The 23,381-nt window shown below is 66.5% G+C and carries 21 protein-coding genes; 9 read left to right on the top strand and 12 right to left on the bottom strand.

Annotation, left to right across the window (positions count from 1 at the left end; translation table 11 throughout):
• Positions 1 to 126: 126 nt before the first annotated feature.
• The 3 genes from POF53_RS19235 to POF53_RS19225 all read left to right on the top strand — a co-directional run bounded on the left by POF53_RS19235 (position 127) and on the right by POF53_RS19225 (position 4,668).
• Positions 127 to 1,347 carry a putative DNA modification/repair radical SAM protein gene (locus POF53_RS19235; protein ID WP_232855545.1) on the top strand — a complete coding sequence of 407 codons (1,221 nt, stop codon included), beginning with the start codon at positions 127 to 129 and terminating at the stop codon, positions 1,345 to 1,347.
• Positions 1,344 to 2,186, top strand: a complete 843-nt coding sequence (locus POF53_RS19230; protein ID WP_498969022.1) for a TIGR03915 family putative DNA repair protein — start codon at positions 1,344 to 1,346, stop codon at positions 2,184 to 2,186. The genes POF53_RS19235 and POF53_RS19230 overlap by 4 nt, the downstream gene beginning before the upstream one ends.
• 316 nt (positions 2,187 to 2,502) lie before the next feature.
• A complete protein-coding gene (locus tag POF53_RS19225) occupies positions 2,503 to 4,668 on the top strand; it encodes a TonB-dependent siderophore receptor (RefSeq protein ID WP_498969020.1) in 2,166 nt (721 codons plus the stop codon).
• Positions 4,669 to 4,848: 180 nt separating this feature from the next.
• Here the strand turns inward: POF53_RS19225 and POF53_RS19220 are convergent, their stop codons facing one another.
• The 5 genes from POF53_RS19220 to POF53_RS19200 are packed head-to-tail and all read right to left on the bottom strand — an operon-like array spanning position 4,849 to position 9,286.
• The gene (locus tag POF53_RS19220) at positions 4,849 to 5,604 is read right to left on the bottom strand and encodes an ABC transporter permease (protein ID WP_232855547.1); all 756 of its coding nucleotides are present in this window, start codon (positions 5,602 to 5,604) and stop codon (positions 4,849 to 4,851) included.
• Positions 5,604 to 6,809: an ABC transporter substrate-binding protein gene (locus POF53_RS19215; RefSeq protein WP_232855548.1), complete on the bottom strand. Its 1,206-nt coding sequence runs from the start codon at positions 6,807 to 6,809 to the stop codon at positions 5,604 to 5,606. Before POF53_RS19215 ends, POF53_RS19220 begins: the two co-directional genes overlap by 1 nt.
• The gene (locus POF53_RS19210; protein ID WP_498969017.1) at positions 6,796 to 7,617 is read right to left on the bottom strand and encodes an ABC transporter ATP-binding protein; all 822 of its coding nucleotides are present in this window, start codon (positions 7,615 to 7,617) and stop codon (positions 6,796 to 6,798) included. Before POF53_RS19210 ends, POF53_RS19215 begins: the two co-directional genes overlap by 14 nt.
• Positions 7,614 to 8,678 carry an acyl-CoA dehydrogenase family protein gene (locus POF53_RS19205; protein WP_254464135.1) on the bottom strand — a complete coding sequence of 355 codons (1,065 nt, stop codon included), beginning with the start codon at positions 8,676 to 8,678 and terminating at the stop codon, positions 7,614 to 7,616. Before POF53_RS19205 ends, POF53_RS19210 begins: the two co-directional genes overlap by 4 nt.
• 47 nt (positions 8,679 to 8,725) lie before the next feature.
• The gene (locus POF53_RS19200) at positions 8,726 to 9,286 is read right to left on the bottom strand and encodes a carboxymuconolactone decarboxylase family protein (RefSeq protein ID WP_498969015.1); all 561 of its coding nucleotides are present in this window, start codon (positions 9,284 to 9,286) and stop codon (positions 8,726 to 8,728) included.
• 102 nt (positions 9,287 to 9,388) lie between these two features.
• Here POF53_RS19200 and POF53_RS19195 point away from each other — a divergent pair, with 102 nt between their 5' ends.
• A complete protein-coding gene (locus POF53_RS19195; RefSeq protein ID WP_498969013.1) occupies positions 9,389 to 10,297 on the top strand; it encodes an AraC family transcriptional regulator in 909 nt (302 codons plus the stop codon).
• Between the two features lie 12 nt (positions 10,298 to 10,309).
• Here the strand turns inward: POF53_RS19195 and POF53_RS19190 are convergent, their stop codons facing one another.
• The 4 genes from POF53_RS19190 to POF53_RS19175 all read right to left on the bottom strand — a co-directional run bounded on the left by POF53_RS19190 (position 10,310) and on the right by POF53_RS19175 (position 14,833).
• Positions 10,310 to 11,188, bottom strand: a complete 879-nt coding sequence (locus POF53_RS19190; RefSeq protein ID WP_498969011.1) for a DMT family transporter — start codon at positions 11,186 to 11,188, stop codon at positions 10,310 to 10,312.
• Between the two features lie 277 nt (positions 11,189 to 11,465).
• Positions 11,466 to 13,565 (bottom strand): putative bifunctional diguanylate cyclase/phosphodiesterase, encoded by a 2,100-nt coding sequence (locus tag POF53_RS19185; RefSeq protein WP_232855554.1) that lies wholly within the window; start codon positions 13,563 to 13,565, stop codon positions 11,466 to 11,468.
• Between the two features lie 141 nt (positions 13,566 to 13,706).
• Entirely contained in the window at positions 13,707 to 14,207 is a 501-nt protein-coding gene (locus tag POF53_RS19180) for a GNAT family N-acetyltransferase (RefSeq protein WP_267812650.1), read from the bottom strand.
• 206 nt (positions 14,208 to 14,413) lie between these two features.
• Positions 14,414 to 14,833 carry a RidA family protein gene (locus POF53_RS19175; protein WP_050706097.1) on the bottom strand — a complete coding sequence of 140 codons (420 nt, stop codon included), beginning with the start codon at positions 14,831 to 14,833 and terminating at the stop codon, positions 14,414 to 14,416.
• Positions 14,834 to 14,974: 141 nt separating this feature from the next.
• On the opposite strand from POF53_RS19175, the gene POF53_RS19170 reads away from it, so the two are divergent.
• Complete coding sequence (locus POF53_RS19170) at positions 14,975 to 15,724, top strand: SIR2 family NAD-dependent protein deacylase (RefSeq protein ID WP_203652355.1); 750 nt, start codon at positions 14,975 to 14,977, stop codon at positions 15,722 to 15,724.
• 78 nt (positions 15,725 to 15,802) lie between these two features.
• Here the strand turns inward: POF53_RS19170 and POF53_RS19165 are convergent, their stop codons facing one another.
• Complete coding sequence (locus POF53_RS19165) at positions 15,803 to 16,270, bottom strand: hypothetical protein (protein WP_498969008.1); 468 nt, start codon at positions 16,268 to 16,270, stop codon at positions 15,803 to 15,805.
• A 60-nt stretch (positions 16,271 to 16,330) separates the two neighbouring features.
• The gene (locus POF53_RS19160) at positions 16,331 to 16,945 is read right to left on the bottom strand and encodes a LysE family translocator (protein WP_186733125.1); all 615 of its coding nucleotides are present in this window, start codon (positions 16,943 to 16,945) and stop codon (positions 16,331 to 16,333) included.
• A 112-nt stretch (positions 16,946 to 17,057) separates the two neighbouring features.
• Here POF53_RS19160 and POF53_RS19155 point away from each other — a divergent pair, with 112 nt between their 5' ends.
• The 3 genes from POF53_RS19155 (at position 17,058) to POF53_RS19145 (ending at position 20,857) form a co-directional block, all read left to right on the top strand.
• Positions 17,058 to 17,510, top strand: coding sequence for an Lrp/AsnC family transcriptional regulator (locus tag POF53_RS19155; protein ID WP_203652353.1), 453 nt, complete (start codon positions 17,058 to 17,060; stop codon positions 17,508 to 17,510).
• A gap of 411 nt (positions 17,511 to 17,921) precedes the next feature.
• Positions 17,922 to 19,334, top strand: a complete 1,413-nt coding sequence (locus tag POF53_RS19150; protein WP_232855557.1) for a purine-cytosine permease family protein — start codon at positions 17,922 to 17,924, stop codon at positions 19,332 to 19,334.
• Between the two features lie 170 nt (positions 19,335 to 19,504).
• Positions 19,505 to 20,857 (top strand): SPFH domain-containing protein, encoded by a 1,353-nt coding sequence (locus POF53_RS19145; RefSeq protein WP_498969005.1) that lies wholly within the window; start codon positions 19,505 to 19,507, stop codon positions 20,855 to 20,857.
• 208 nt (positions 20,858 to 21,065) lie between these two features.
• On the opposite strand, the gene POF53_RS19140 is transcribed toward POF53_RS19145, so the two are convergent.
• On the bottom strand, positions 21,066 to 22,295 hold the full coding sequence (locus tag POF53_RS19140; protein WP_110738959.1) for an acyl-CoA dehydrogenase: 1,230 nt from the start codon (positions 22,293 to 22,295) through the stop codon (positions 21,066 to 21,068).
• Positions 22,296 to 22,434: 139 nt separating this feature from the next.
• Here POF53_RS19140 and POF53_RS19135 point away from each other — a divergent pair, with 139 nt between their 5' ends.
• A complete protein-coding gene (locus POF53_RS19135) occupies positions 22,435 to 23,376 on the top strand; it encodes a LysR family transcriptional regulator (protein ID WP_050706105.1) in 942 nt (313 codons plus the stop codon).
• Positions 23,377 to 23,381 lie beyond the last annotated feature (5 nt).

Genomic DNA, 23,381 nt, shown 5'->3' with positions numbered 1-23,381 from the left:
GATAGGCGCTACAGGACTCTCGCCAGGCACCTCTGCGCCATCACGCCATCAAAACCACCTGCAAACACTTGCTATCAGCCCAACGCCGAAATACTGTATGCATGAACAGTAAAATCGGATTACCCCATGCAGCTCATCGCCAAGCTCGGCATCCTCGCCGATGCCGCCAAGTACGACGCGTCCTGCGCCAGCAGCGGCGCCCCCAAGCGCAGCTCCCGTGGTCGCGACGGCCTCGGCGCCACCAACGGCATGGGCATCTGCCACAGCTACACCCCCGACGGGCGCTGCGTGTCGCTGCTCAAGGTGCTGCTGACCAACTTCTGCCTGTACGACTGCCAATACTGCGTGAACCGCCGCTCGAGCAACGTGCCGCGGGCGCGCTTCAGCCCCGAGGAAGTGGTGCGCCTGACCTTGGACTTCTACCGGCGCAACTGCATCAGCGGCCTGTTTCTCAGCTCCGGCATCATCCGCTCGGCCGACTACACCATGGAGCAACTGATCCGGGTGGCCCGCCTGCTGCGCGAGGAGCATGGCTTTCGCGGCTACATCCACCTCAAGACCATTCCCGACGCCGACCCGCTGCTGATCGAGGAAGCCGGGCGCCTGGCCGACCGCCTGAGCGTGAACATCGAGCTGCCCACCGACGCCAGCCTCGAACGCCTGGCCCCGGAAAAACGCGCCAGCACCATCCGCCAGGCCATGGGCGTGATCCACCACGGCCAGCAGGCCGTCGCCGGTGAACCACGGGCGCCACGCTTCACCCCCGCCGGGCAAAGCACCCAGGTCATCGTCGGCGCCGACGCCACCGACGACAGCGCCCTGCTGCGCAACGCCGAGTCGCTGTACCAGGGCTACGGCCTCAGGCGCGTCTACTACTCCGCCTTCAGCCCGATCCCCGACAGCCCGTCCAGCGTGCCCCTGGCGGCCCCGCCGCTGCTGCGCGAACACCGCCTGTACCAGGCCGACTTCCTCCTGCGCGGCTACGGCTACAAGGCCGGCGAACTGCTGGGCGAAACCGGCAACCTGGCCCTGGACATCGACCCCAAGCTGGCCTGGGCGCTGGCCAACCGTGAGGTGTTCCCGCTCGACGTCAACCGCGCCGAGCCGGCCCTGCTGGCGCGCATCCCCGGTATCGGCCTGCGCAGCGTGCAGCGCCTGGTGGCCCTGCGCCGTGAGCGGCGTATCCGCTACGACGACCTGATCCAGTTGCGCTGCGTGCTGGACAAGGCCCGCCCGTTCATCGTCACCAGCGACTACCGCCCGGCCCAGGCCGAGCTGCGCAGTGGCCTGCTGCGCGCCCGCCTGCGTGAACCCCAGGCACCGGTGCAGATGGGCCTGTGGGGATGATTGCGCTGGATTGCGGCGACGACTTCGCCACCTGGCGCGACCAGGCGCGGCAACTGCTCGGCCATGGCATCGACCCGGCCACGGTGACCTGGGGCCAGGCACGTATGGACGACCTGCTGGCCGTGCCCACGCCCCTGCCCGTCGGCCCCGGCCCGTTCCGCGCCCGCGTGCCGGCGGCGCTGCTGGCCCAGCTGGAGCAGGCCGGTCGCTACCGCGGCGAGCAGCGCTGGAACCTGCTGTACGAAGTACTCTGGCGCGTCGCCCACGGCGATCGCACCGCCATGCTCGCCGGCGACCGCCTGGGCAGCGAGATGCAGCGGCGCATCCGCCAGGTCGGCCGCGAAGCCCATCACCTGCATGCCTTCGTGCGCTTCGTGCCGCTGCCCGAGGCACTGGCCGAACAACTGCAACTGGACCTGGTCGCCTACCACGAACCTGCCCACGACATCCTCGACAGCGCTTGCGGGCATTTCGCCGATCGCCTGGGGCGCCAGCGCTGGTTGATCGCCACGCCCCTCGATGGCGTGCGCTTCGACGGCCAGCACCTGGACTACCAGCGCCAGTGCCCGCAGGCGTGGCGGCAATGGGCGCGCAACGCCGAAGACCCCGGCGCCGAGCTGTGGCTGGCCTACTACCGGCACACCTTCAACCCCGCCCGGCTCAACCCCGGTGCGTTGCGCCAGCACCTGCCCGGGCGCTTCTGGCGCCACCTGCCGGAGGGCCCGCTGATCCCCGAGCTGGTCGGCCAGGCGCGACATGGCAAGCAGCGCGACGGGCAGGCACTGGAGGTCGGGCGTCAGCGTGGCAAACGGATTACGGTGGCTGATCCACTACCATAACCGTCACCTGCAGGAGATCGCCCAGCCCTTCGTGCTGCGATATCCCACAGGGAACAGGGTTGCCAGCATCACCATCGTGGGAGCGGGCTTGCCCCGCGAAGCGATGTATGGCACCGGCATAGCCGGTGATCCGGGCGGTGCGGCGTTCCGACAAGCCCGCTCCCACGGGTATGACTCCACAAGAAATAACTCAATCGAATTGAATTTTTGAAAAATTCATCAATTCAGATTCGGATGCATTGTTACGAGCCTGATAATCCGACACACTTATTGCTAATTATTCTCATAAGCACTAGCAATAAGGATAAAGCCCGGCATGTCACCGCACCTCTCCCCTCACCGTTTCACGCCCAGCCGCAACCTGCTGGCCATGGCCATCTGCATGGCGACCCTCACCCCGGCGCTGGCCGAGGAGCAAGCGCCGGCCGTGATCGAGCTGGGCGCCACGGCCATCAACGACAGCAGCCTGGGCAGCACCACCGAGGGGTCGAAGTCGTACACCACCGGCTCCATGTCCACCGCCACCAAGCTGCCGTTGACCATGCGCGAAACGCCCCAGGCGGTGACCGTGATCACCCGCCAGCGCATGGACGACCAGGGCATGACCAGCATCAATGACGTGGCCAGGTACACCCCGGGGCTGTTCCTCAACCAGTCCAACGGCCCGGGCCGGCAGACCTACAAGGCCCGCGGCTTCGACGTCGACAACATCATGTACGACGGCATCCCCAGCGCCTACACCGGCTGGGTGGTCGGCGCCCAGCCCAACCTGGCGATGTTCGACCGGGTCGAGGTGGTGCGCGGCGCCACCGGGTTGGTCACCGGTTCCGGTACGCCTTCGGCGGCCATCAACCTGGTGCGCAAGCGTCCGCTGGCGGAGCAGAAAGTCACCCTCACCGGTGCCGCCGGCAGCTGGGACAACTACCGCGGCGAACTCGACGCCTCCAGCCCGCTCAACGACAGTGGCACCCTGCGCGGTCGCGTGGTGGCCTCGTACCGCGACGCCAACGGCTTCCGTGACGGACAGCAGGAAGACCACGGGCTGTTCTACGCGATCACCGAGGCCGACCTGGGCGAGGACACCACCCTGACCCTTGGCCTGTCCCACCAGAAGGACAAGACCAACGTGTTCTGGGGCGCGATCCCCACCGACCTCAACGGCCATCACCAGGACCTGCCCCGTTCGTACAACCCGGCCACCGACTGGGAGGTCAAGGACCAGGAGATCAACACCCTGTTCGCCGAGCTGCGCCAGCGCCTGGCCAATGACTGGAAGCTGCAGGTCAACGCCATCTACAGCGAGCAGAACGCGCTGTTCCGCGGCTCCTACCAGTCGCGCTGGGACCTGGCCAAGCCGCTGAGCCGTACGGTCTACCAGTCGGCCCACGACGAGAACCAGCTGGGCCTGGACACCTTCGCCAGCGGCCCGTTCGAGGCCTTCGGCCGCACCCACGAGCTGGTGGTGGGTGCCAGCAAGCGCATCTACGACATGACCGAGCGCAACTACAGCCCCTACGACCTGGACTACCCCATCGACGGCGGCAAACCGGACTTCCTGCACACCGGCAGCAGCCGCTACCTGATCAACCAGGAAGGCGTGTACACCACCACCCGCCTGAGCCTGGCCGACCCGCTCAAGCTGATCCTAGGCGGGCGCCTTGACTGGTACGACTACGACCAGCGCGGCAGCAACGAGGGCGACTACAAGGTGACCCGCAACGTCACCCGCTATGCCGGCCTGATCTACGAGCTGGACGAGCACCACTCGCTGTACACCAGCTACACCGACATCTTCCAGCCCCAGGACAACAAGGACCCCAGCGGCACGCCGGTGCGGCCGATCGAAGGCAAGAACTACGAGGTGGGCATCAAGGGCGAGTACTTCGACGGCGCGCTCAACGCCAGCCTCGCGGTGTTCCGCATTGATCAGGAGAACCGCGCGGTCGAGGTGGACAAGAGCCTGTGCCGGGCCGGTCAGTTCGCCTGCTACGAGGCCTCCGGCGAAGTGCGCAGCCAGGGGATCGACTTCGAGGTGCAGGGCGCGCTGACCGAGCAGTGGCAGATCGGCGCAGGCTATACCTATGCCCGCGTACACACGGTCAAGAACGCCAAGAATCCAGAGAAGGTCAACAAGCCGTTCGAGTCCGACACGCCGCAGCACCAGTTGAAGCTGTTCACCACCTACCACTTCCAGGGCCCGCTGGAAAAACTGCGGGTCGGTGGCGGCGTCACCTGGCAGAGCCGCATGTACAACGACTTCACCGTGGCCGACGGCGGCAGCTACCGCCTGGAACAAGGCGCCTACGCCGTCACCGACCTGATGGCCGGCTACGCGGTCAACCAGCACCTGGACCTGCAGCTCAATGCCAACAACGTGTTCGACCGCAAGTACTACTCGTCGATCTCCAAGTCGGTGAACTATGGCAGCGACACCTTCGGCGATCCGCGCAACCTGATGCTGACGGCCAAGTACAGTTTCTGAATCCCGAGGCGCAGGGACGCGCCTCCAGGCCTCACGCGCTCCCCCTGTAGGAGCGACCTTGCCGAGGCGTCGGACCGGCCGGAAAGGGCCGCGTAGCGGCCCCAGGATTTCAGCGTTGATACAAAGATCGCCGGGGCCGCTTTGCGGCCCATTCGCGGCACAAGGCCGCTCCTACAGACATCAGGCATGTACCCAACGCCGATGCAGCCCGCGCGCCAGGGCATCAAGCATGAACCCCAGCACCCCGATCAGCAGCACCATCGCCATCAGCTCCGAGTAAGCCAACCGGTCACGGGTATCGAGGATGAAATAGCCCAACCCGGCGCTGACACCGAGCATCTCGCACGGCACCAGCACGATCCACAGGATGCCGATGGCCAGGCGCACGCCGGTCAGCACATGGCCGATCACCCCGGGGATGATCACCTTGCACAAGGTCTCCCAGCGCGTGGCGCTGAGGCTGCGGCTCAACTGCAGCCAGCGCGGGTCGAGCTGGCGTACCCCGGCGGCGGTGTTCAGCAGGATCGGCCACAGCGCGGCGAAGGCCAGCAGGAAGTAGATCGGCTGGTCGCCCACGCCCATCAGCATCACCACCACCGGCATCCACGACAGCGGCGAGATCATGCGCAGGAACTGGAACGCCGGCGTGGTCGCCGCCTCCAGGTGACGGTAGCTGCCCACCAGCAGCCCCAGCGGTACGCCGATCAGCAGCGCCAGCAGCAGGCCGACGAGGATGCGCTTGAGGCTTACCCAGATATGCCCGTAGACCTCGCCCTGCCCCAGCAGCTCTACCAGGCTTTGCAATGTGGCCTGGGGCGAGAAGCGCGCCGACAGGCCATCGGCGGCGCCGAACAGGCGCACGCCCGCCCACCACAACAACAGCAGCGCCGCCAGGCCCGCCAGGCCCAGGGCGCCATGCACGACATGCCTGCGCATCAGACCGCGAACTCCTCGCTACGCTGGAAGTTCTCGGCGATGCCGAACGCTGTCGGGCCACCCACGGCGGCGATGGCGTTGCGCACGAAACGCTCGTCCACCAGGTCACGGGCGGTCTGCGCCGGGTCCAGGGCGGCGAGGAAATCGCTCTCGCCGACGATCAGGGTGTTCTTCAGGCGCTTGACCAGTTCCTCGGTGTAGCTGGGGAACGGGTAAGGCTGGAAGTCGATGCGCTTCTCGTCCCACTGCTGGTGCTGGATCGCGCCGCTGGCGATGTAGCCGGCGCGGTCTTCGGCGGAAGGCGCCAGCACCTTGGTCAGCACCGCCGGCTCGTGCGGGGTGTACTTGTTGGGGCCGGCCTTGGACAGCAGGGCTGCGGCCTCGGCGCGGTGTTCGCGGGTCCACTGCTGGGCCTTGACGATGGCGTTGACCACCTTCTGCGACCACTCAGGACGGTTGTTCAGGTCGTGCTCGTGCATGAACACCACGCAGCAGGCATGGTTGCGCCAGACATCCCCGGTGAAGCGCTGCACGCGGCCGACCTTGAGGTTCTCGGCCAGGGCGTTGAACGGCTCGGCAACGATGTAGCCGGCGATGCGCTTGCTGGCCAGGGCCGGTGGCATGTCCGACGGCGGCAGCACCAGCAGGTTGACCTCGTTGTCCGCCAGTTGCGCGTCGGCCGGCTTGGACACGGGCTTGAGGCCATTGTCGGTGAGCATCTGTTGCAGCACCACGTTATGGATCGAGTACCAAAACGGAATCGCCACGGTCTTGCCGCCGAGCTGCTTCATCTCGGTGATGTCCGGGGCCACGGTCAGGCCCGAGCCGCCGACGTGGTTCCAGGCCACGACCTTGGCCGGCACCTTGCTGCCGTAGCGCGCCCACACGGTCATTGGCGACAGCAGGTGGATGACGTTGACCTGGCCAGAGATGAATGCCTCGATCACCTGCGCCCAGCTGCGCAGCAACACCGGGCGCTCGGCCTTGATGCCCTCGGCCTCGAACAGGCCGTTGTTGTGCGCCACCAGCAAGGGCGTGGCGTCGGTGATCGGCAGGTAGCCGATGCGCACCGGCGCGTCCGGCTCGGCGGCGGCGCGGGCCTGCAGGCTCGACAGTAGCGGCACGGCGCCGGCGGCGGTGAGCATGGCGCTCAGCTTGAGAAAGTCGCGACGGGACGTCGTGGAACAGCAGTCATCCATGCACATGGACAGCCTCCGAGGGCAAGGGGAATGGAGTGGGTTCGGCTGTGCGGCTTGCCCGCCGAAGGGTTTTCAATATCTCGATGCGCAGCGCGCCCAGTTCCTCGACCCGCTGCGCACGGGGCTGCGGCAGGTCGATGTGCCACTGGCCGAGGGTGCGCGCCGGGTGGTTGCCCAGTAGCAGCACGCGATCGGACAGCAGCAGGGCTTCGTCGATGTCGTGGGTGATCAACACGGCGGCGGTGTTGTGGGTGGCGATCAGCTGCAGCAGCAGTTGCTGCATGTCAGCCCGGGTCACCTCGTCCAGCGCGCCGAAGGGTTCGTCCAGCAACAGCACCTCGGGCTGGCGCGCCAGGCAGCGGGCCAGCGCGGTGCGCTGGGCCATGCCGCCGGACAGCTGCGCCGGGTACTGGCCACGGGCGTGGGCCAGGCCCACCGCGTCGATGGCGTGGTCGATCCGTGCGCGCCGCTCGGCCGCCGGCAGCTTGGGCTGGCGAGAGAAATCGAGGCCGAAGGCGACGTTCTTCTCAAGGCTCAGCCAAGGCAGCAGGCTGGGGTCCTGGAACGCCACCGCCAGGCGCGGATGCGGCCCCTGCAGCGGCTCACCGCGCAACTGCACGCTGCCGCCACGGGCCTGCTGCAGACCGGCCAGCACGCGCAGCAGGCTGGACTTGCCGACCCCGCTGGGGCCGAGGATGCTGACCACCTCCCCCGGCGCCAGCGCCAGGTCGAACTGCTCCAGCACCGCCTGCCAGCCACCCTCGCGCGGGTAGCCCAGGCTGATGTCGCGGGCTTCGAGTAGCACGTCGGTCATGCAGAGGCCGCCTGGCGTTGCAGCTCGGCGCGCAGCTGCACCAGGCTCGGGGTGACGATCGGCACGAACGCCGACTCGCGCCAGCGGCGGGCGAAGCCCTCGCCGTAGGCGGTCAGGTAGGCCTTGCCACCGCTGGCCTGCAACTCCAGCTGCACGGCGTCGGCGGCGCATTCGGCGAGGGTGATGCGCAGTTTGAACAAGGCGGCCGGCTGGCTCTGGAAGCGGCCGTCGAGCAGCCCCTGCTTGAGCTCGGCGACGGTGTTCTCCAGGCGCTCGGCGAGCACCTGACGCGCCTCATCGAGGAACGCGCCACGCCCCTGCAGGTGTGCCTGTGCCTCCTCCAGGGCGCGGCGAGCCAGGCCGATGGCCATGCCGCACTGCAGCGCCAGGAACGCCGGACGCACCCTGGGCAGGAACTCGCGGGCGTTGTCGTGCAGCAGCCAGTCGCGGGCCAAGGGTACCTGGTGGAAGGCCAGCGCCGCGGTGTTGCTCGATTGCAGGCCCATCAGTTGCAGGTCGTCGGAGCGCTCCAGGCCCGGCGCGTTCGACGGGATGGCGACCACGAACGGCGCGCCGCCGGCGTCATCCTCGATGGCCGCGGCCACCACGAAGCCACGCTTGCGCAGGTTGGTCACCCAGTGCAGGCGCCCTTCCAGGTTCCAACCGTCGCTCGCGGCACGGCCGCGCACCTGCAAGGCCTCGATCCCGGAGAGGAACTTCATGGCGTTGGACAGGCCGGTGGCCCCGGCCAGCTCGCCCTTCAGCAGGTCGGGCAGCAGCCGTTCGCACAGCGCCCGGTTGGGGCTTTGCAGCAGGTATTCGATGAAGGCGCGCTGACCCCAGCAGACGAAGGCCGCGGCCAGCGAACGGCTGGCGATGGCGGCGATGGCCTCGACCGCCGCGCTGACGTCACCACCCGAGCCGCCCAGGGCCGGGTCGACGCCGATGCGCAGCAGCTGCGATTCGGCGATATGCGCCAGCACCAGGTGTGGATCGCACTGGCCCTGGTCGATGGCCTCGGCATTGGCATCCAGCCATTGTCGAAATGCATGATCAAGCATGTCCCTACTCCTGTTGAAACGCCGGACGCGCCGGCATCAGGCCTTGATCAGGCCGAAGGCTGCCAGCGGTACTTGCTCAGCTCGTCGTTGAGCGGCGTCTGGGCGAACACATTAGCAAAGTTGCACAGGGTTGCGAGGCTCACGCCGAGAATCACTTCCAGGGCGTTGCCTTCGCTGAAACCGGCTTCGCGGAACGCCTGGTAGGTGGCGTCGCTGACGTTGCCGCGGGTGGCGATCACTTCTCGGGCGAATTCGGCCAGGGTCTCGTAGCGGGCGTCAGGCAGCTCGCCGCGGGCACGCAGGGCATCGACCACGTCCTGAGGCAGCTTGGCCTTGTTCAGCGCCACGGCGGTGTGGCCGGCGACGCAGAAATCGCAACCGTGCTGGGTGGCGGCGATCAACTGCACCACCTCGCGCTCGGCCAGGGTCAGCTCGGACTTGCCGTTGAGCGCCGAGACGGTAACGTAGGTTTCCAGCGCCGCCGGGGCGTTGGCCAGGATGCCCAACAGGTTGGGGATGAAGCCGGAGTTCTTCTGCGCGTTCTCGAGGAATGGGCGGGCGGCTTCCGGGGCGGTCTGCAGGCTGTGTAGAGTGATGCGTGCGGACATGGAGTGGTCTCCTTTGATGTAGGTCGCTACAGTCTGTTGGTTATAAGAAGTAGCATCCATATTCATCAGTCGCCTTTCCTTGCTCCAGAGTCCTTGCATTAGATGATTTCTTCCAGCCCCCTCGTCGATTGGTTATTAGAGAGCCTGGAGCTCGACGCCAGCCTGTTCCATGTCGGCCGCTACTGCGGGGGCTGGCACGCCAGCACCCAGGGCATGGGCCGGGCCAGTTTCCACCTGGTGGTACAGGGCCATTGCTGGCTGCATATCGATGGCCAGGCGCAGCCGCTGCGCCTGGAGAGCGGCGATGCTGTATTCCTTTTGCGGGACCTGGCCTATCGACTTTCCAACGACGAGGATGCCGCCGACGCCTGTGCCCAGCCGCGCCGGAGCATGCAGGCGCTGGACCTCGAAGCGGGCGACGGCGTGGGGCTGGTGTGCGGGTTCTTCCACTTCCAGTCGGGGTTGTCGTCACTGATCGTCGACGGGCTGGCGGACTGGATCCTGCTGCGCGCCAGCGAGCCGGCCGGCAGCGCGGCGCGGGCGCTGTTCGGGCTGATCCTCGAGGAATGCCGTCGCGCGCAGCCCTCCCAGGCGCTGCTGGAACGCCTCACCCACCTGCTGTTCCTGTATGTGCTGCGCCAGCAGGTGCACGCCGGCCAGTCGCTGGGCGGGCTGGTCGCCCTCGCCCGCCAGCCGGCCTTCGCCGGCTTGCTGGAACGCTTGATCGAGGCGCCGGGGCAGGCCTGGACGCTGGAGAACATGGCGGCCTGCACGGGGCTTTCGCGCTCGGCCTTCTTCAAGCGCTTCAACGAGTTGGCCGGGCAATCGCCCGGGCAGGTACTGCTGGCGCTGCGCATGCGCCATGCCTGCCAGTTGCTCAAGGCGGGCAATACCGTCGAACAGGTGGGCGCGCAGGCGGGGTATCAATCGGTGGCGGCCTTTACCCGGGCGTTCGCCAAGGCGGTCGGCGTGCAACCCGGGGCCTATCGCAAACAGCAGGGTGCTGGCTGAGGAACATGCCCCTCACGCCCTTCGCTGCATCCAGGCCGCCCCCAGCCCGCTGAGGCAGATCACCGCAATGCCGACCAGGCTCGTGCCATCCGGGACCTGGCCGAACACCACCAGCCCCAGCAGCCCGGCGAACACGATCTGGCAATAGCTGAACGGCGCCAGCAATGCCGGTGCGGCATGGCGGAACGCCTGGGTCAGCAACAGGTGCGCGGTCATCCCGCAGCCGCCCAGCGCCAGCATCAGCGGCACATGGGGCCATTGCGGCACCTGCCAGAAGAACGGCACCAGCGCCGTCAGGATCAGGGTGTTGCACAACCCCGCATAGAAGTTGCTGGTGGTCGAGCTGTCATGGGCCGCCAGCTTGCGCGTCAGCAACTGGTAGAAGCAGAACCCCAGCGCCGAGCCGAAGGGAAACAGGATGGCCGGGGTGAACATTGCCCCGCCCGGATGCACCACCACCAGCACGCCGACGAAGCCCATCACCACCGCCAGCCACTGCCCCGGCGTCACCCGCTCCTTGAGCAGCGGCACCGACAGCGCGGTGACCAGCACCGGCGCGAGGAAGTTGACCGCGGTCGCCTCCGCCAACGGCAAGTACTGCAAGCCGGCGGTAAACAGCAGGCTGGTGCTGAGCAGGCTCAGCGCGCGTAGCGTCTGCAACAATGGCCGGCGGGTACGCAGCACCGCGAGGCCCGCCTTGGGCAGGAAGATCCCGGCCATCAGCAGGGTGTGCACCAGGTAACGCACCCAGACCACCATGATGATCGGGTAGATCCCACCGAGGAGTTTCGACAGTGCGTCGTGGCTGGCGAACAGGAAGGTGGCCACCACCACCAGGGCGATGCCACGCAGCGGCTGGTTGACTCCGGACAGCGGCGAACTGGAACTCATGAGGCTCTCGGGCGATGGCCCCGGCATGGTGCCGGGGCATGGGCGGATTCTAGAAGAGAACCCGGGGACGCGACAAAGCCTTGTGGTCCAACCGGTACATTTTGTTCGCTGATCGACCACTTTTGCCGAATGCCTTGCGGATTCTGTAGGAGCGGCCTTGTGCCGCGAAAGGGCTGCGCAGCAGCCCCAGGATTCAGCATTGCTGCAAAGATCGCATGGGCCGCTTTGCGGCCCTTTCGCGGCACAAGGCCGCTCCTACAAGGGCGTGCAGAACCCGTCAGGACCGCGGCATCACCTGCGTCAAGCGCTCGCTCGCCGGTGCCGGTCGGCCGTACAGGTAGCCCTGGAAATGCGAGCACCCCTCGGCCAGCAGACGCTCCATCTGCTCGGCCGACTCCACCCCTTCGGCCGTGGTCTTGATCATCAGGCTGTTGGACAGCTCGGTGATGGCGCGGATGATCGACATCGCCTCGCGGCTTTCGCACATGTCGTGGACGAACGACTTGTCGATCTTGATCCGGTCGAAGGGGAACGAGCGCAGGTAGCCGAGCGAGGAATACCCCGTGCCGAAATCGTCGAGGGAAATCGACACACCCAGATCCTTCAATGCCCGCAGGGTGCGCACGTTCTCCTCGCTGTTGCCCAGCAGCACCGACTCGGTGATCTCCAGCTCCAGGCGCGTGGCCGGTAGTCCCGAGTCAGCCAGGGCCAGGGCCACGGTGTGCACCAGGTTGGCATTCTTGAACTGCACCGCCGACAGGTTGACCGACACCGTCTGCGCGGTGCCCCAGCTGGCCGCCTCCTGGCATGCCAGGTTCAGCGCCCGGGCGCCAATCTCGTGGATCAGCCCGGTCTCCTCGGCGATGGGGATGAAATCCATGGGCATGATCATGCCGCGGCTCGGGTGCTCCCAGCGCAGCAGGGCCTCGTAGCCGGTGACGCTGGCGCTCTGCTGGTCCACCACCGGCTGGTAGTGCAGCTGCAGCTGACCCAGGTGCAGCGCGGTGCGCAGGTCGGTCTCGACCAGGCGGCGCTGGCGGGCGGCGACATCCAGTTCGACATGGAAGCACTCGTAGCGGTTGCGGCCATTGCGCTTGGCCTCGTACAGGGCCATGTCGGCGTAGCCCAGCAACTGCTCGGCCTGGTCGTGGTCGTCGGGCGCGACCGCCACGCCGATGCTCACCCCCACGCTGAACTGGTGCCCTTCGATATGGAACGGCGGGCAGATCGCTTCGATCAGGCGCTGGGCAGTGTTACGCGCCGCGTCGCCGGTCTCCAGGCCCGACAGCACCACGGCGAACTCGTCGCCACCGAGCCTGGCCAGGGTGTCGTGCTCGCGCAGCTCGCGGCGCAGGCGCTTGCCCAGGGCGCGCAGCAGCTTGTCGCCGAAAGCGTGGCCAAGGGTGTCGTTGATGTTCTTGAAGTTGTCCAGGTCCAGGCACAGGGCGGCGGTCAGCTTGTCGCTGTCCTCGCCGCGCAGCAGCGCCTGCTTGAGACGCTCGTGGAACAGGGTACGGTTAGGCAGCCCGGTCAGCGCGTCGTGGTGGGCCATGTGATGGATCTGGGCATGGGCGGCCAGTTCCTCGGTGGCGTCCTCGGCGACGAACAGCACGTAGTCCCCCTGCCCTTCGCGGTTGTCGCAAAGCGTGGCCCGGCTGCGCAGGGTGCGCGGCCCCGTGGCGGTGTCGACCCGGGTTTCGGCGGCATAGCCCTTGGTACTGCGCGCCCCGCGCGCCAACTGCTGTTCGAGGTAGTCGACGGCCGCTGGCACCAGGCACTGGCCGGGCAGCTGGCCGACCATGCGCGTGCCCTGGCGGCCAAACAGGTGCTCGGCCTGCTGGTTGGCCAGGAGGATCTGCTGACTCTGCAGGTCCTGGACGATGACGCTGGCAGGAATGTTGGCGATCACCGAGTCGAGGAACTGCGACAGAGTGGTCATCTCCTGGCTGTACTGTTCGGCCAGCTCCTTGGCCTTGAGCAGCTCCAGCTCATGTTGGCGGCGCTCGGAGATGTCGCGGGTGATCTTGGCATAGCCGATCAACTGGCCGCTGTGTTCATCCTTGATCGGTTCGATCACCACGCTGGTCCAGAAGTGCGAACCGTCCTTGCGCTGGCGCAGTCCTTCGGCCTGGAAGCGCCCCTCGTTACGCGCGGTGTCCAGGCTGAGCGCCGGCAGGCCGGCATGGCGGTCCTCGTCGGTATAGAACACCGAGAAGTGCTGGCCGATGATCTCCTCGGCCTGGTAGCCCTTGGCCCGCTGCGCGCCCGGGTTCCAGTTGGCGACGATGCCTTCGGGGGTGAGCTGGTAGATGGCGTAGTCCGCCACACTCTGGATCAACAACCGGTACATCATGTCAGGATTGGCGGCGAGCGGCATGGGAATGACCTGACTCCTTCACAGCAGGAATAGGAAACCTCCGGACCGTACGTCGGAACAGTCCGAAATAACGAAGTGCTGGCATTATGCCGCTCGACGCAGGTCTTTTGTGAAGTGCGTCACAAAAAATCTGCGGGGTGGTCAGTGCCGCCGTCGGGTCACCAGGAAATTGCGCAGTTGCGGCTCGTCATCCAGCGCGATCTCCCGCACCGGACGCGGCAGGTCCGCCAGCACTGCCTGGCAGAACGCCAGGGCCGGGGCATCCTCGCGATAGCAGCGCACCAGCCAGTCGCTGTCGCCTTCGCACAGCGTCTGGCGCGCCACCGCCAGGCCCACGCCCTGGCGGCGGTACTTCTTGAGGATGAACAGGTCGGCCAACTCGCAGGCCTCGATGCCGGGCAGTTCGCTGCGCTCGATAAGCATGAAGCCGGCGATGAAGCCGTCCACCAGGATCAGGTTGGCGCTCCAGCCGGGGGTTTGCCAGTAGCGGGCGAAGTGCGGCTCGTGGATGTAGAAGCGCCCGTCCACCTCGACGTCCTCCTGCTCCCAGTCGGAGGACTCGTAGGCGTAGAACTGGTAGAGGTTGCGCACCAGTTCGACGTGCTCGGGGCCGGTCTGGTGCAGTTCGACAGGGGCGGTCATGGCGCAGGCTCGATCGATTGGCAAATCGCGAGTCTACCAGTCCATCGTGGGCAGGGCTTGCACGCCCCCCTGTAGGAGCGGCCTTGTGCCGCGAAGGGCCGCAAAGCGGCCCCGGCGATTTCTGCTTTAAATTGGAACCCTGGGGCCGCTACGCGCCCCTTCGCGGCACAAGGCCGCTCCTACAGGGATTGTGCAGGGCCGATCGCTCACGCCTCGGGCAGCGCCGCCACCGCATCCACTTCCACCAGCATCCCGTCCAGCGCCAGGCGCGGGACCGGAATCAGCGTGCAGGTCGGCGTCATCCTGCCACCCCAGGCGCGCTCGGCCTCGGCCACCCACTGGCTCAGGCGCGCCTCGGAATGATCGACCACCAGCAAGGTGAGCTTGAACACGTGCTCAAGAGTGGCCCCACGGGAGGCCAGGGCAATCTTCAGGTTCACCAGGGCCTGGCGCGCCTGCTCGTCGAATCGCGCCGAGAGATTGCCCTGCAGGTCCTCGCCGCCCTGCCCGGCGATGTACAGCAGGCGGCTGCCGGCACGCACTTCGGCGACATGGGAATAGGCATTGCCACTGGGGTCGTAGAGGCCTTCGGGGTTGCTCAGGGCGAAGGCGGCTGGCTGGGTCATGGTATCGCTCCGTCGATGGAATGAGCGGCCGAGTATCAAACCTCAGGTTAGGTCGAGGTCAAGCCCCCGACTCCCCGGTGCTTGTCGCCTTCCGGCCCCACTGGCACAGTGGCGCCCTCGCACCGTCGTCCTGGAGCCCCCATGCCGTTCGATCCAACCTTGCTCACCCAAGCCCGCCACGTGGTGGTGTTCACCGGTGCCGGGGTATCCGCCGAAAGCGGCATCGCCACCTTCCGCGACAAGCTGACCGGGTTGTGGGAGCGTTTCGACCCAGCGCAACTGGCCAGCGCCGAAGGCTTTCGCGCCGACCCGGCGCTGGTCTGGGGCTGGTACCAGATGCGCCGAGCGGGGATCGCCCAGGCCACGCCCAACCCCGCTCACCAGGCCATCGCCGCGCTGGCGGCGCGGGTACCGAAGCTGACCCTGGTGACGCAGAACGTTGACGACCTGCACGAGCGCGCCGGCAGCCAGGACGTGCTGCATTTGCATGGGCGGCTGGACGCGTTCCGCTGCCTGGACTGCGCACGGCCGGTGGACGCGCCTGTGGCCCTGCCCGAGGACGCCCTGCAAGGCCGGCGCATTGAGCCTCCGCGCTGCAGCCGTTGCGCCGGGCCGCTGCGGCCCGGGGTGGTGTGGTTCGGCGAGATGTTGCCGGAGCAGACGCTGGAGCGGGCGTTCGACGCCGCGCAGCAATGCGACCTGCTGTTGTCGGTGGGGACGTCCGGCGTGGTGCAGCCGGCGGCCTCGATTCCACGGCTGGCGCTGGCGGCGGGGGCGACGGTGGTGCATGTCAATCCGCAGCCTGAGAGCGAGGGGCATCCGCGAGAGTTCGTGCTGGCCGGCAAGGCGGGCGAAATGTTGCCTGAGTTGATGCGCCAGGCGTTTACCTGAACCTGCCGCGCTGTCGCTGGTGGCCCTTTCGCGGGGCAAGCCCGCTCCCACGAGGCTCGCCTGCACAGGGCCATCGGCTCAGTGGCCGGCCTGCTCCAGCGCCGCTTTCAGGTCATCGGCAGCGGAATAGGTCTTCTGCCCGACCAGTACGCCCTTGTCCAGCGAGAGCCACAGCACCTTGCCCTCCTCGCCGGCATAACGAGTGGCGACCTGGCCTTCCCGGTCCAGCAGCACCCGGTAGCTGTAGTCGCGCATGGCCGGGATGGCGAACAGCTTGCTGATCAGCGCCGGCATGCGCTGGATATCCGCGACGAACACCGCATTGCGCGCCTCCAGGTAGCCCTTGGGCTGCTCGGCCAGGGCCGCCTTCATCAGCTTGGCACCGTCCATGTCGCGGGCGACCAGCAGGATGCGGGTGTCGCTGCCCAGGCTGTAGGGCTGGTCGTACTGGTCAAGCAGGGTCCAGGGTGCGAGGGTTTCCCCGGTCTGCGCAGCGTGAGCCAGGAACGGAAGCAGGCTGAGCAGGAGTGCGGCGGCGTATTTCATGGTTGTCGGTCCGGTTCGTAAGGGCCGTCAGCATAGCCCAAGCCGCCGCCGTTGACAGGTTCAGCGCAATTGCCCGGCAATCAGCCCCACGGCGATCAGGATCATCACGCCGCCGGACAACCGTCCCACCACCCGCGCCGCCGCGGGCCGGGTGCGTAGCACGGCCTTGGCGCCGTAGCCGACCATCAGGTAGATCACCAGCGAGCTGCCCAGGTGCACCAGCCCCAGCAGCAGGATCTGCAACGGCAGCGGCCAGCTCGACTGCGGGTCGGTGAACTGTGGCAGCAACGCCAGGAACAGCAGGAAGACCTTGGGGTTGAGCCCGCTGACGCACAGGCCCTTGAACGCCCAGCGCGACCCCGAATCACGCTCGCCGCCCTCGCCCGCCTCGGGCACCGACGGGCTCAACAGCAGGTTGCCGCCCAGCCACAGCAGGTAGAGGCAGCCGGCCAGGGTGAGCAGGGTCAGCGCCAGCGGATGCCCGGCGAGCAGGCTGCCGACCCCGGCCGCCACCACCAGGGTGACAAGGAAATGCCCGGACAACATACCGGCCACCGCCGGTACCACCCAGCGCCCGCGCATGCCGGCCGAGATGGCATAGGCCCAGTCGGCACCGGGGGTGATCACGAACAGCAGGGAAACGGCCCAGAACGCCGCCAATACACTCATGGTCATTTCGACCCTTCCTTTCACGCAGGTTTCGGTGAAAGAAAGACTACGGATATCGCCCGGGGATTTTCTTTCGTATATTTCCTCTACCAAGCCAATCGATGGAAGATTCTCCCCCATGGATCGAACTGATCGAAAGATCCTTGCCGAGCTGCAAAAAGACGGGCGCCTGTCGGTCACCGAGCTGGCCGAGCGCGTGGGCCTGAGCCTGTCGCCCTGCCACCGCCGCCTCAAGGCGCTGGAGGAATCCGGCGCCATCCTCGGCTACCACGCCCGCCTGGCCCCGGCGGCCCTGGGCCTGAACTTCGCCGCGCTGGTGTTCGTGACCTTGCGCGAAGTGACCCGCCAGCCGGTGGCGGATTTCGAGGCGGCGCTCGCGGACATTCCACAGATCGTCGAGGCCCAGCGCCTGTTCGGCGATCCGGACTACCTGCTGCACGTGGTGACCAGGGACCTGCCGGCGTTCCAGAAACTGTACGACGAACAGCTGACCAGCATTCCCAATGTCAAACGCCTGAGCTCGACGCTGGTGATGAAGGAGGTGATCCAGGATCGGTTGTTGCCGATGTAGGTAGCCTGATCGATAGGTATTGCCTGCACCGGCCCATTCGCGGGTAAACCCACAGGTTCCGCAGGCTATTGATGAACCTGTGGGAGCGGGTTTACCCGCGAATGGGCCGGTCTGGTCAACCTGTACCCGTGCACCAGCAATGCCCATTCTGCACCACCACCGCGCACCCGAAGCCACCCGCAGCCCCGGCAACCCACCTACCTCAGGCGCTCCCGCCACCTGGCACCTTCCTTGCTCCCGTCCCCCGCTTAACCTTTTGCCAGCCTTAGGTTTTTTAAGGTTCATGAGCACAAATTTACTAATTTCTCGATACCCGCCCGCCCCGCATCATCGCTCCAACAAGAACGCGTCGCCCCTTGCCGGCACGCACCCGGGCCTCCCTCGATGCCCCACCTTGCCTTGGAGTCAGTCATGACCAGTGCAGCCAATTCGGCACCCCTCATCGAGAAACACACGATCGGCTACGTGCCGCCGCAAGACCGCCATGGAAAGGTAAGGGATCTGTTCACACTGTGGTTCGGCGGCAACATCGCGCCGCTGCCCATCGTCACCGGCGCCCTCGGCGTGCAGCTGTTCCACCTCAACCTGGTCTGGGGCATCGTCGCGATCCTCGTCGGCCACCTGGTCGGCGGCGTGCTCATGGCCCTGCACTCGGCCCAGGGCCCGCAGATGGGCATCCCGCAGATGATCCAGAGCCGCGCCCAGTTCGGCTCGCTCGGCGCCCTGCTGGTGGTGGTGATCGCCGGGGTCATGTACATCGGCTTCTTCGCCTCCAACATCGTCCTGGCCGGCAAGTCGCTGCACGGCGTGGTCGACAGCGTGCCGGTGCCGGTAGGCATCGTCATCGGCGCCCTGGGCTCGGGCATCATCGGCATCATCGGCTACCGCTTCATCCACGTGCTCAACCGCATCGGCACCTGGGTGCTGGGCATCGGCATAGTGGTCGGCTTCGGCTACATCTTCAGCCATGTGCAGAGCGACGACTTCCTCACCCGCGGCGGCTTCAACCTGGCCGGCTGGCTGGCCACCGTGTCGCTGGCGGCGCTGTGGCAGATCGCCTTCGCCCCCTACGTGTCGGACTATTCGCGCTATCTGCCGGCCGACGTCAAGGTGTCCTCGACCTTCTGGACCACCTACCTGGGCTCGGCCCTGGGCTCGAGCCTGTCGTTCATCTTCGGCGCGGTCGCGGTGCTGGCGATCCCGGCCGGGATGGACACCATGGACGCGGTCAAACTCGCCACCGGCACCCTCGGCCCGCTGATGCTGGTGCTGTTCCTGCTCAGCGTGATCAGCCACAACGCCCTCAACCTGTACGGCGCGGTGCTGTCGATCATCACCCTGGTGCAGACCTTCGCCTACCGCTGGATCCCCACCGCCAAGAGCCGCGCCGTGCTGTCGCTGATCGTCCTGGCCGCCTGCTGCGTGGTGGCGGTGTTCGCCTCGGCGGACTTCATCGGCCACTTCGTCGACATGGTGCTGGTGCTGCTGGTGGTGCTGGTGCCGTGGACGGCGATCAACCTGATCGACTTCTATGTCATCCATAAGGGCGACTACGACATCGACTCGATCTTCAAGGTCGACGGCGGCATCTACGGCCGCTACAACCCCCAGGCGCTGATCGCCTACGCGGTGGGTATCGCGGTACAGATCCCGTTCATGAACACGCCGCTGTACGTCGGGCCGGTGTCCGCGCACATCAACGGTGCCGACCTGTCGTGGCTGGTGGGGCTGGCGATCACCTCGCCGCTGTACTGGTGGCTGGCCAGCCGGGACAGTGAATATCGTCGTCGCCAGGTGAGTGCAAAGCTGGCGGCGGGGGTCTGAATCCGCCGGGCTGATGATCGACAGGAAGACCCGCCGCGGCGGGTCTTCTGCCATTGCCTGGCATGCCCACCGCTCACCCAGAAACGTCCTACATAGCAAGCGGACCCAGCTGACTACTCCAGGCAAAACACCTTGGCGAGCATACGCACTTCCCGCACAAGGAGTGTCCCATGCAAAAATTGCCAGCCCCCGACTTCACGATCCTGCGCAAGAAGCGCAAGCTGATTGCCTCCATCACCCTGCCGGTGCTTGCCCTCGGCGCCATCGCCGCCGTGTTCAACCAAGTGTTCTTCTACAACGAAGCGGGCCAGATGACTCACGTGCGCACGATCTTCGGCGAAGAGAAAGTGGTCGAGGATGTCGGCTACGCGACCAAGTGGTTCGGTCGTAGCACGGTCTGGCGACGCACCATTGGCGTCCAGTCCGCCCTGCGGGTGGACAACCAGGAGGACAACCGCAGCGGACAACCGTCGGTGATCCTGGAAAACCTGCCGATCGTGTTCCTCGGCAACGTCGACGCCAAGGCCGAATTCAGCACCCAGTTCCGCCTGCCCTCGGGCGATGCCTTCCTGAAGATTGCCCAGGAGTACCGCACCCCCGACAACTTCCTGCAGCGCGCCCTGCTGCCCGCCGTCAAGGAAACCCTGCAGGCCACCGCTTCGCTGATGAGCGCCGATGACTACTACGCCGGCAACCGCAGCCACTTTGGCGCCGAGTTCGAGAACCAGCTGCGCAACGGCCTGTACCTGACCAGCCGCAAGGAGATTCGCGTGCAGCGCGACAACCTGCCGGCACAGACCGCGATACTCCAGTCGGGCACCGACCAGGGCAGTTTCGGCGACAACTCCGCGACCCGTTTCGTCATCGAGAAGAAGCTCGACAAGGACGGCCAGGAACTGCGCAAGCAACAGCAGTTCCGCCTGTTCGGCGTCGAAGTCGTCGATGCCCGGGTGACGCACATCGACCCCAACCCCCAGTACCAGGAACGCATGGTGAGGGTGCAGCAGGCCCTGGCCGAACTGGCCGTGGCCCGGCAAAACCGGCTCAAGGAAGAAGAAGAGAAGGAGCTGGTCTCCGCCCGCGGCGCCAAGGACGTCGAGGCCAAGCGCCAGGAAAGCCTGCGCCAGCAGATCGAACGCACCACGGAAGCCGAGACCGAGAAACAGCTCACCCTGATCAACGCCGAACGGGAAAAACGCCGGGCCGAGATCGACAAGCAAACCGCCGAGCTGCTCCGAGACAAGGCCAAGGTCAACGCCGAGGCCACCAAGATCACGGCCGACGCGGAAGCCTATGCACGTGAAGCCTCGCTCAAGGCCGACGGCGCCCTGCAGACCAAGCTCGACGCCCTGGTACAGATCAACCGCGCCTGGGCCAACGCAGCAGCCCAGGCGCCGGTGCCCAGCGTGATGATGGGAGGCTCCGACGCGGGGCTTGGTCGTCAAGACGAGATGGGCAAACTGATGAGCGTGCTCGCGACCAAGGCCGCGAAGGATCTGGTGCTGGACCTCAAGACGCCTTGAGCAAACGCCTGGTCGCCGGGCCCCGCATTGGTAGCTGAAACTCTACCAATGCGGGGCGCGATTGTCGGACCGACATGCTGTGCAAAGAGCAGGAAACTAGCAGCACTTCTCTCCTGTCGAGGGCAACAGGACCCAGCTTGGGAAACGCCCTACAGCAAAGCGGGAAACCTCCCCATAGAGAGGTCAGGGAAGGTTTCCTTTCGTTGCATCAATGCCCGCTACGCAACATCTCCTTCGGCACATACTTGCCAATCTCATACTTGCCGATCGCCGCCCGGTGCACTTCATCCGGCCCGTCGGCCAGGCGCAGGGTGCGTTGCATCGCATACATGTACGCCAGCGGGAAATCACCGCTCACCCCCGCCCCGCCATGGATCTGGATGGCCCGGTCGATCACCTTCAGCGCAACGTTGGGCGCCACCACCTTGATCTGGGCGATCTCGCTGCGCGCCACCTTGTTGCCGACGGTGTCCATCATGTAGGCGGCCTTCAGGGTCAGCAGGCGGGCCATGTCGATCTCCATCCGCGAGTCGGCGATCTTGTCGACGTTGCCCCCCAACCGCGCCAAGGGCCGGCCGAAGGCGGTGCGCTCGACCGAGCGCTTGCACATCAGCTCCAGGGCGCGTTCGGCCATACCGATCGAGCGCATGCAGTGGTGAATGCGGCCCGGGCCAAGGCGGCCCTGGGCGATCTCAAAGCCGCGGCCCTCGCCCAAGAGCACGTTTTCATAAGGCACGCGGACGTTCTCGAACAGCACTTCGGCGTGGCCGTGGGGCGCGTCGTCGTAGCCGAACACCGGCAGCGGGCGGACGATCTTCACCCCGGGTGCGTCGGTGGGCACCAGGATCATCGAGTGCTGCTGGTGGCGCTGGCCGTCCGGATTGGACAGGCCCATGAAGATCATCACCTTGCAGCGCGGATCGCAGGCGCCGGAAGTCCACCACTTGCGGCCGTTGATCACCCACTCGTCACCGTCGCGCACGGCGGTGGCGGCCATGTTGGTGGCGTCCGAGGAGGCCACGTCCGGCTCGGTCATGGCGAACGCCGAGCGGATCTCGCCGCGCAGCAGCGGCTCGAGCCACTGGCGCTTCTGCGCCTCGCTGGCGTAGCGCACCAGCACTTCCATGTTGCCGGTGTCCGGCGCCGAGCAGTTGAACGGCTCGGGCCCCAACAGCGAACGACCCATGATCTCGGCCAGTGGCGCGTATTCGAGGTTGGTCAGCCCCGCGCCGTACTCCGACTCCGGCAGGAACAGGTTCCACAGCCCCTCGGCGCGGGCCTTGGCCTTGAGTTCCTCGACGATCGCGGTGGGCTGCCAGCGGTCGCCCTCGGCGACCTGGCGCTCGAACACCGGCTCGGCCGGGTAGACGTATGCATCCATGAATGCGCTGACGCGCTCGCGCAGTGCCTGGACCTTGGGCGAATAGGCGAAATCCATCGGGGCTACCTTCAGTCAATGAAGAACATGGACCTGAGCCTAGAACAGCCACCCTTCATCCACCTAGTCTATTTTCTACGTGTATAAACATTCATAACCAATATATGATCCCCCGATAACTCCAACAAAGAGCGGCGCCATGAACCTCAGCAAGGTCGACCTCAACCTGTTCATCGTCTTCGACGCCATCTACACCGAAGCCAACCTGACCCGCGCCGGGCAGATCGTCGGCATCACCCAGCCGGCGGTGTCCAACGCCCTGTCGCGCCTGCGCGAGACCTTCAATGACCCGCTGTTCGTGCGCACCGCCCAGGGCATGGTGCCCACGCCCATGGCGCAGAACATCATCGGCCCGGTGCGCAACGCACTGTCGCTGCTGCGCACCTCGGTGCAGGAAAGCCGCATCTTCACCCCGCTGCAGGCCAGCAAGACCTTCCGCATCAGCATGACCGACCTCACCGAGGCAGTGATATTGCCGCCGCTGTTCCAGCGCCTGCGTCGGCTGGCCCCGGCACTGGTGATCGAGAGCTTCCTGTGCAAGCGCCGCGAGACCACCAAGGAACTGGCTGCCGGGCGCCTGGACTTCGCCGTCGACGCGCCGCTGAACACCGACCCGCAGGTGCGCCACGTCAAGCTCATGCAGGACCGCTACGTCTGCGCCATGCGCCCCGGCCACCCGCAGGCCGACGGCAAGCTGACCCTGGACAGCTACCTGGCCATGACCCACATCCATATCTCCAGCCGCCGCAACGGCCTGGGCTATGTGGACCTGGCCCTGGGCAAGATGGGCGTGCAGCGGCGTGTCGCGCTGCGCTCGCAGCACTACCTGATGGCCTCGCAGGTGCTGCAGCAGACCGACATGGTCATGACCGTGCCCGAGCGTTTCGCCCGTCGCCACCAACTGCGCCACCAGCCGCTGCCGGTGGAGGTGCCGGCGCTGGAGACCCACCTGTACTGGCACGAAAGCACCGATCAGGACCCGGCCAACCGCTGGATGCGCGAGCAGATCATCGAGCTGTGCGAACGGGTGGTGGCCCAGGATGAGCAGGAACAGGCGGATCCGGCCATGGCATCGGCCTGAGTCGC

Origin of the sequence: Mitsuaria sp. RG (assembly GCF_028369275.1) — a bacterium.
GTDB lineage: Bacteria > Pseudomonadota > Gammaproteobacteria > Pseudomonadales > Pseudomonadaceae > Aquipseudomonas > Aquipseudomonas peradeniyensis.
Note: the sequence above shows the minus strand (reverse complement) of the source record. Positions and strands in the feature narration are given on the sequence as shown.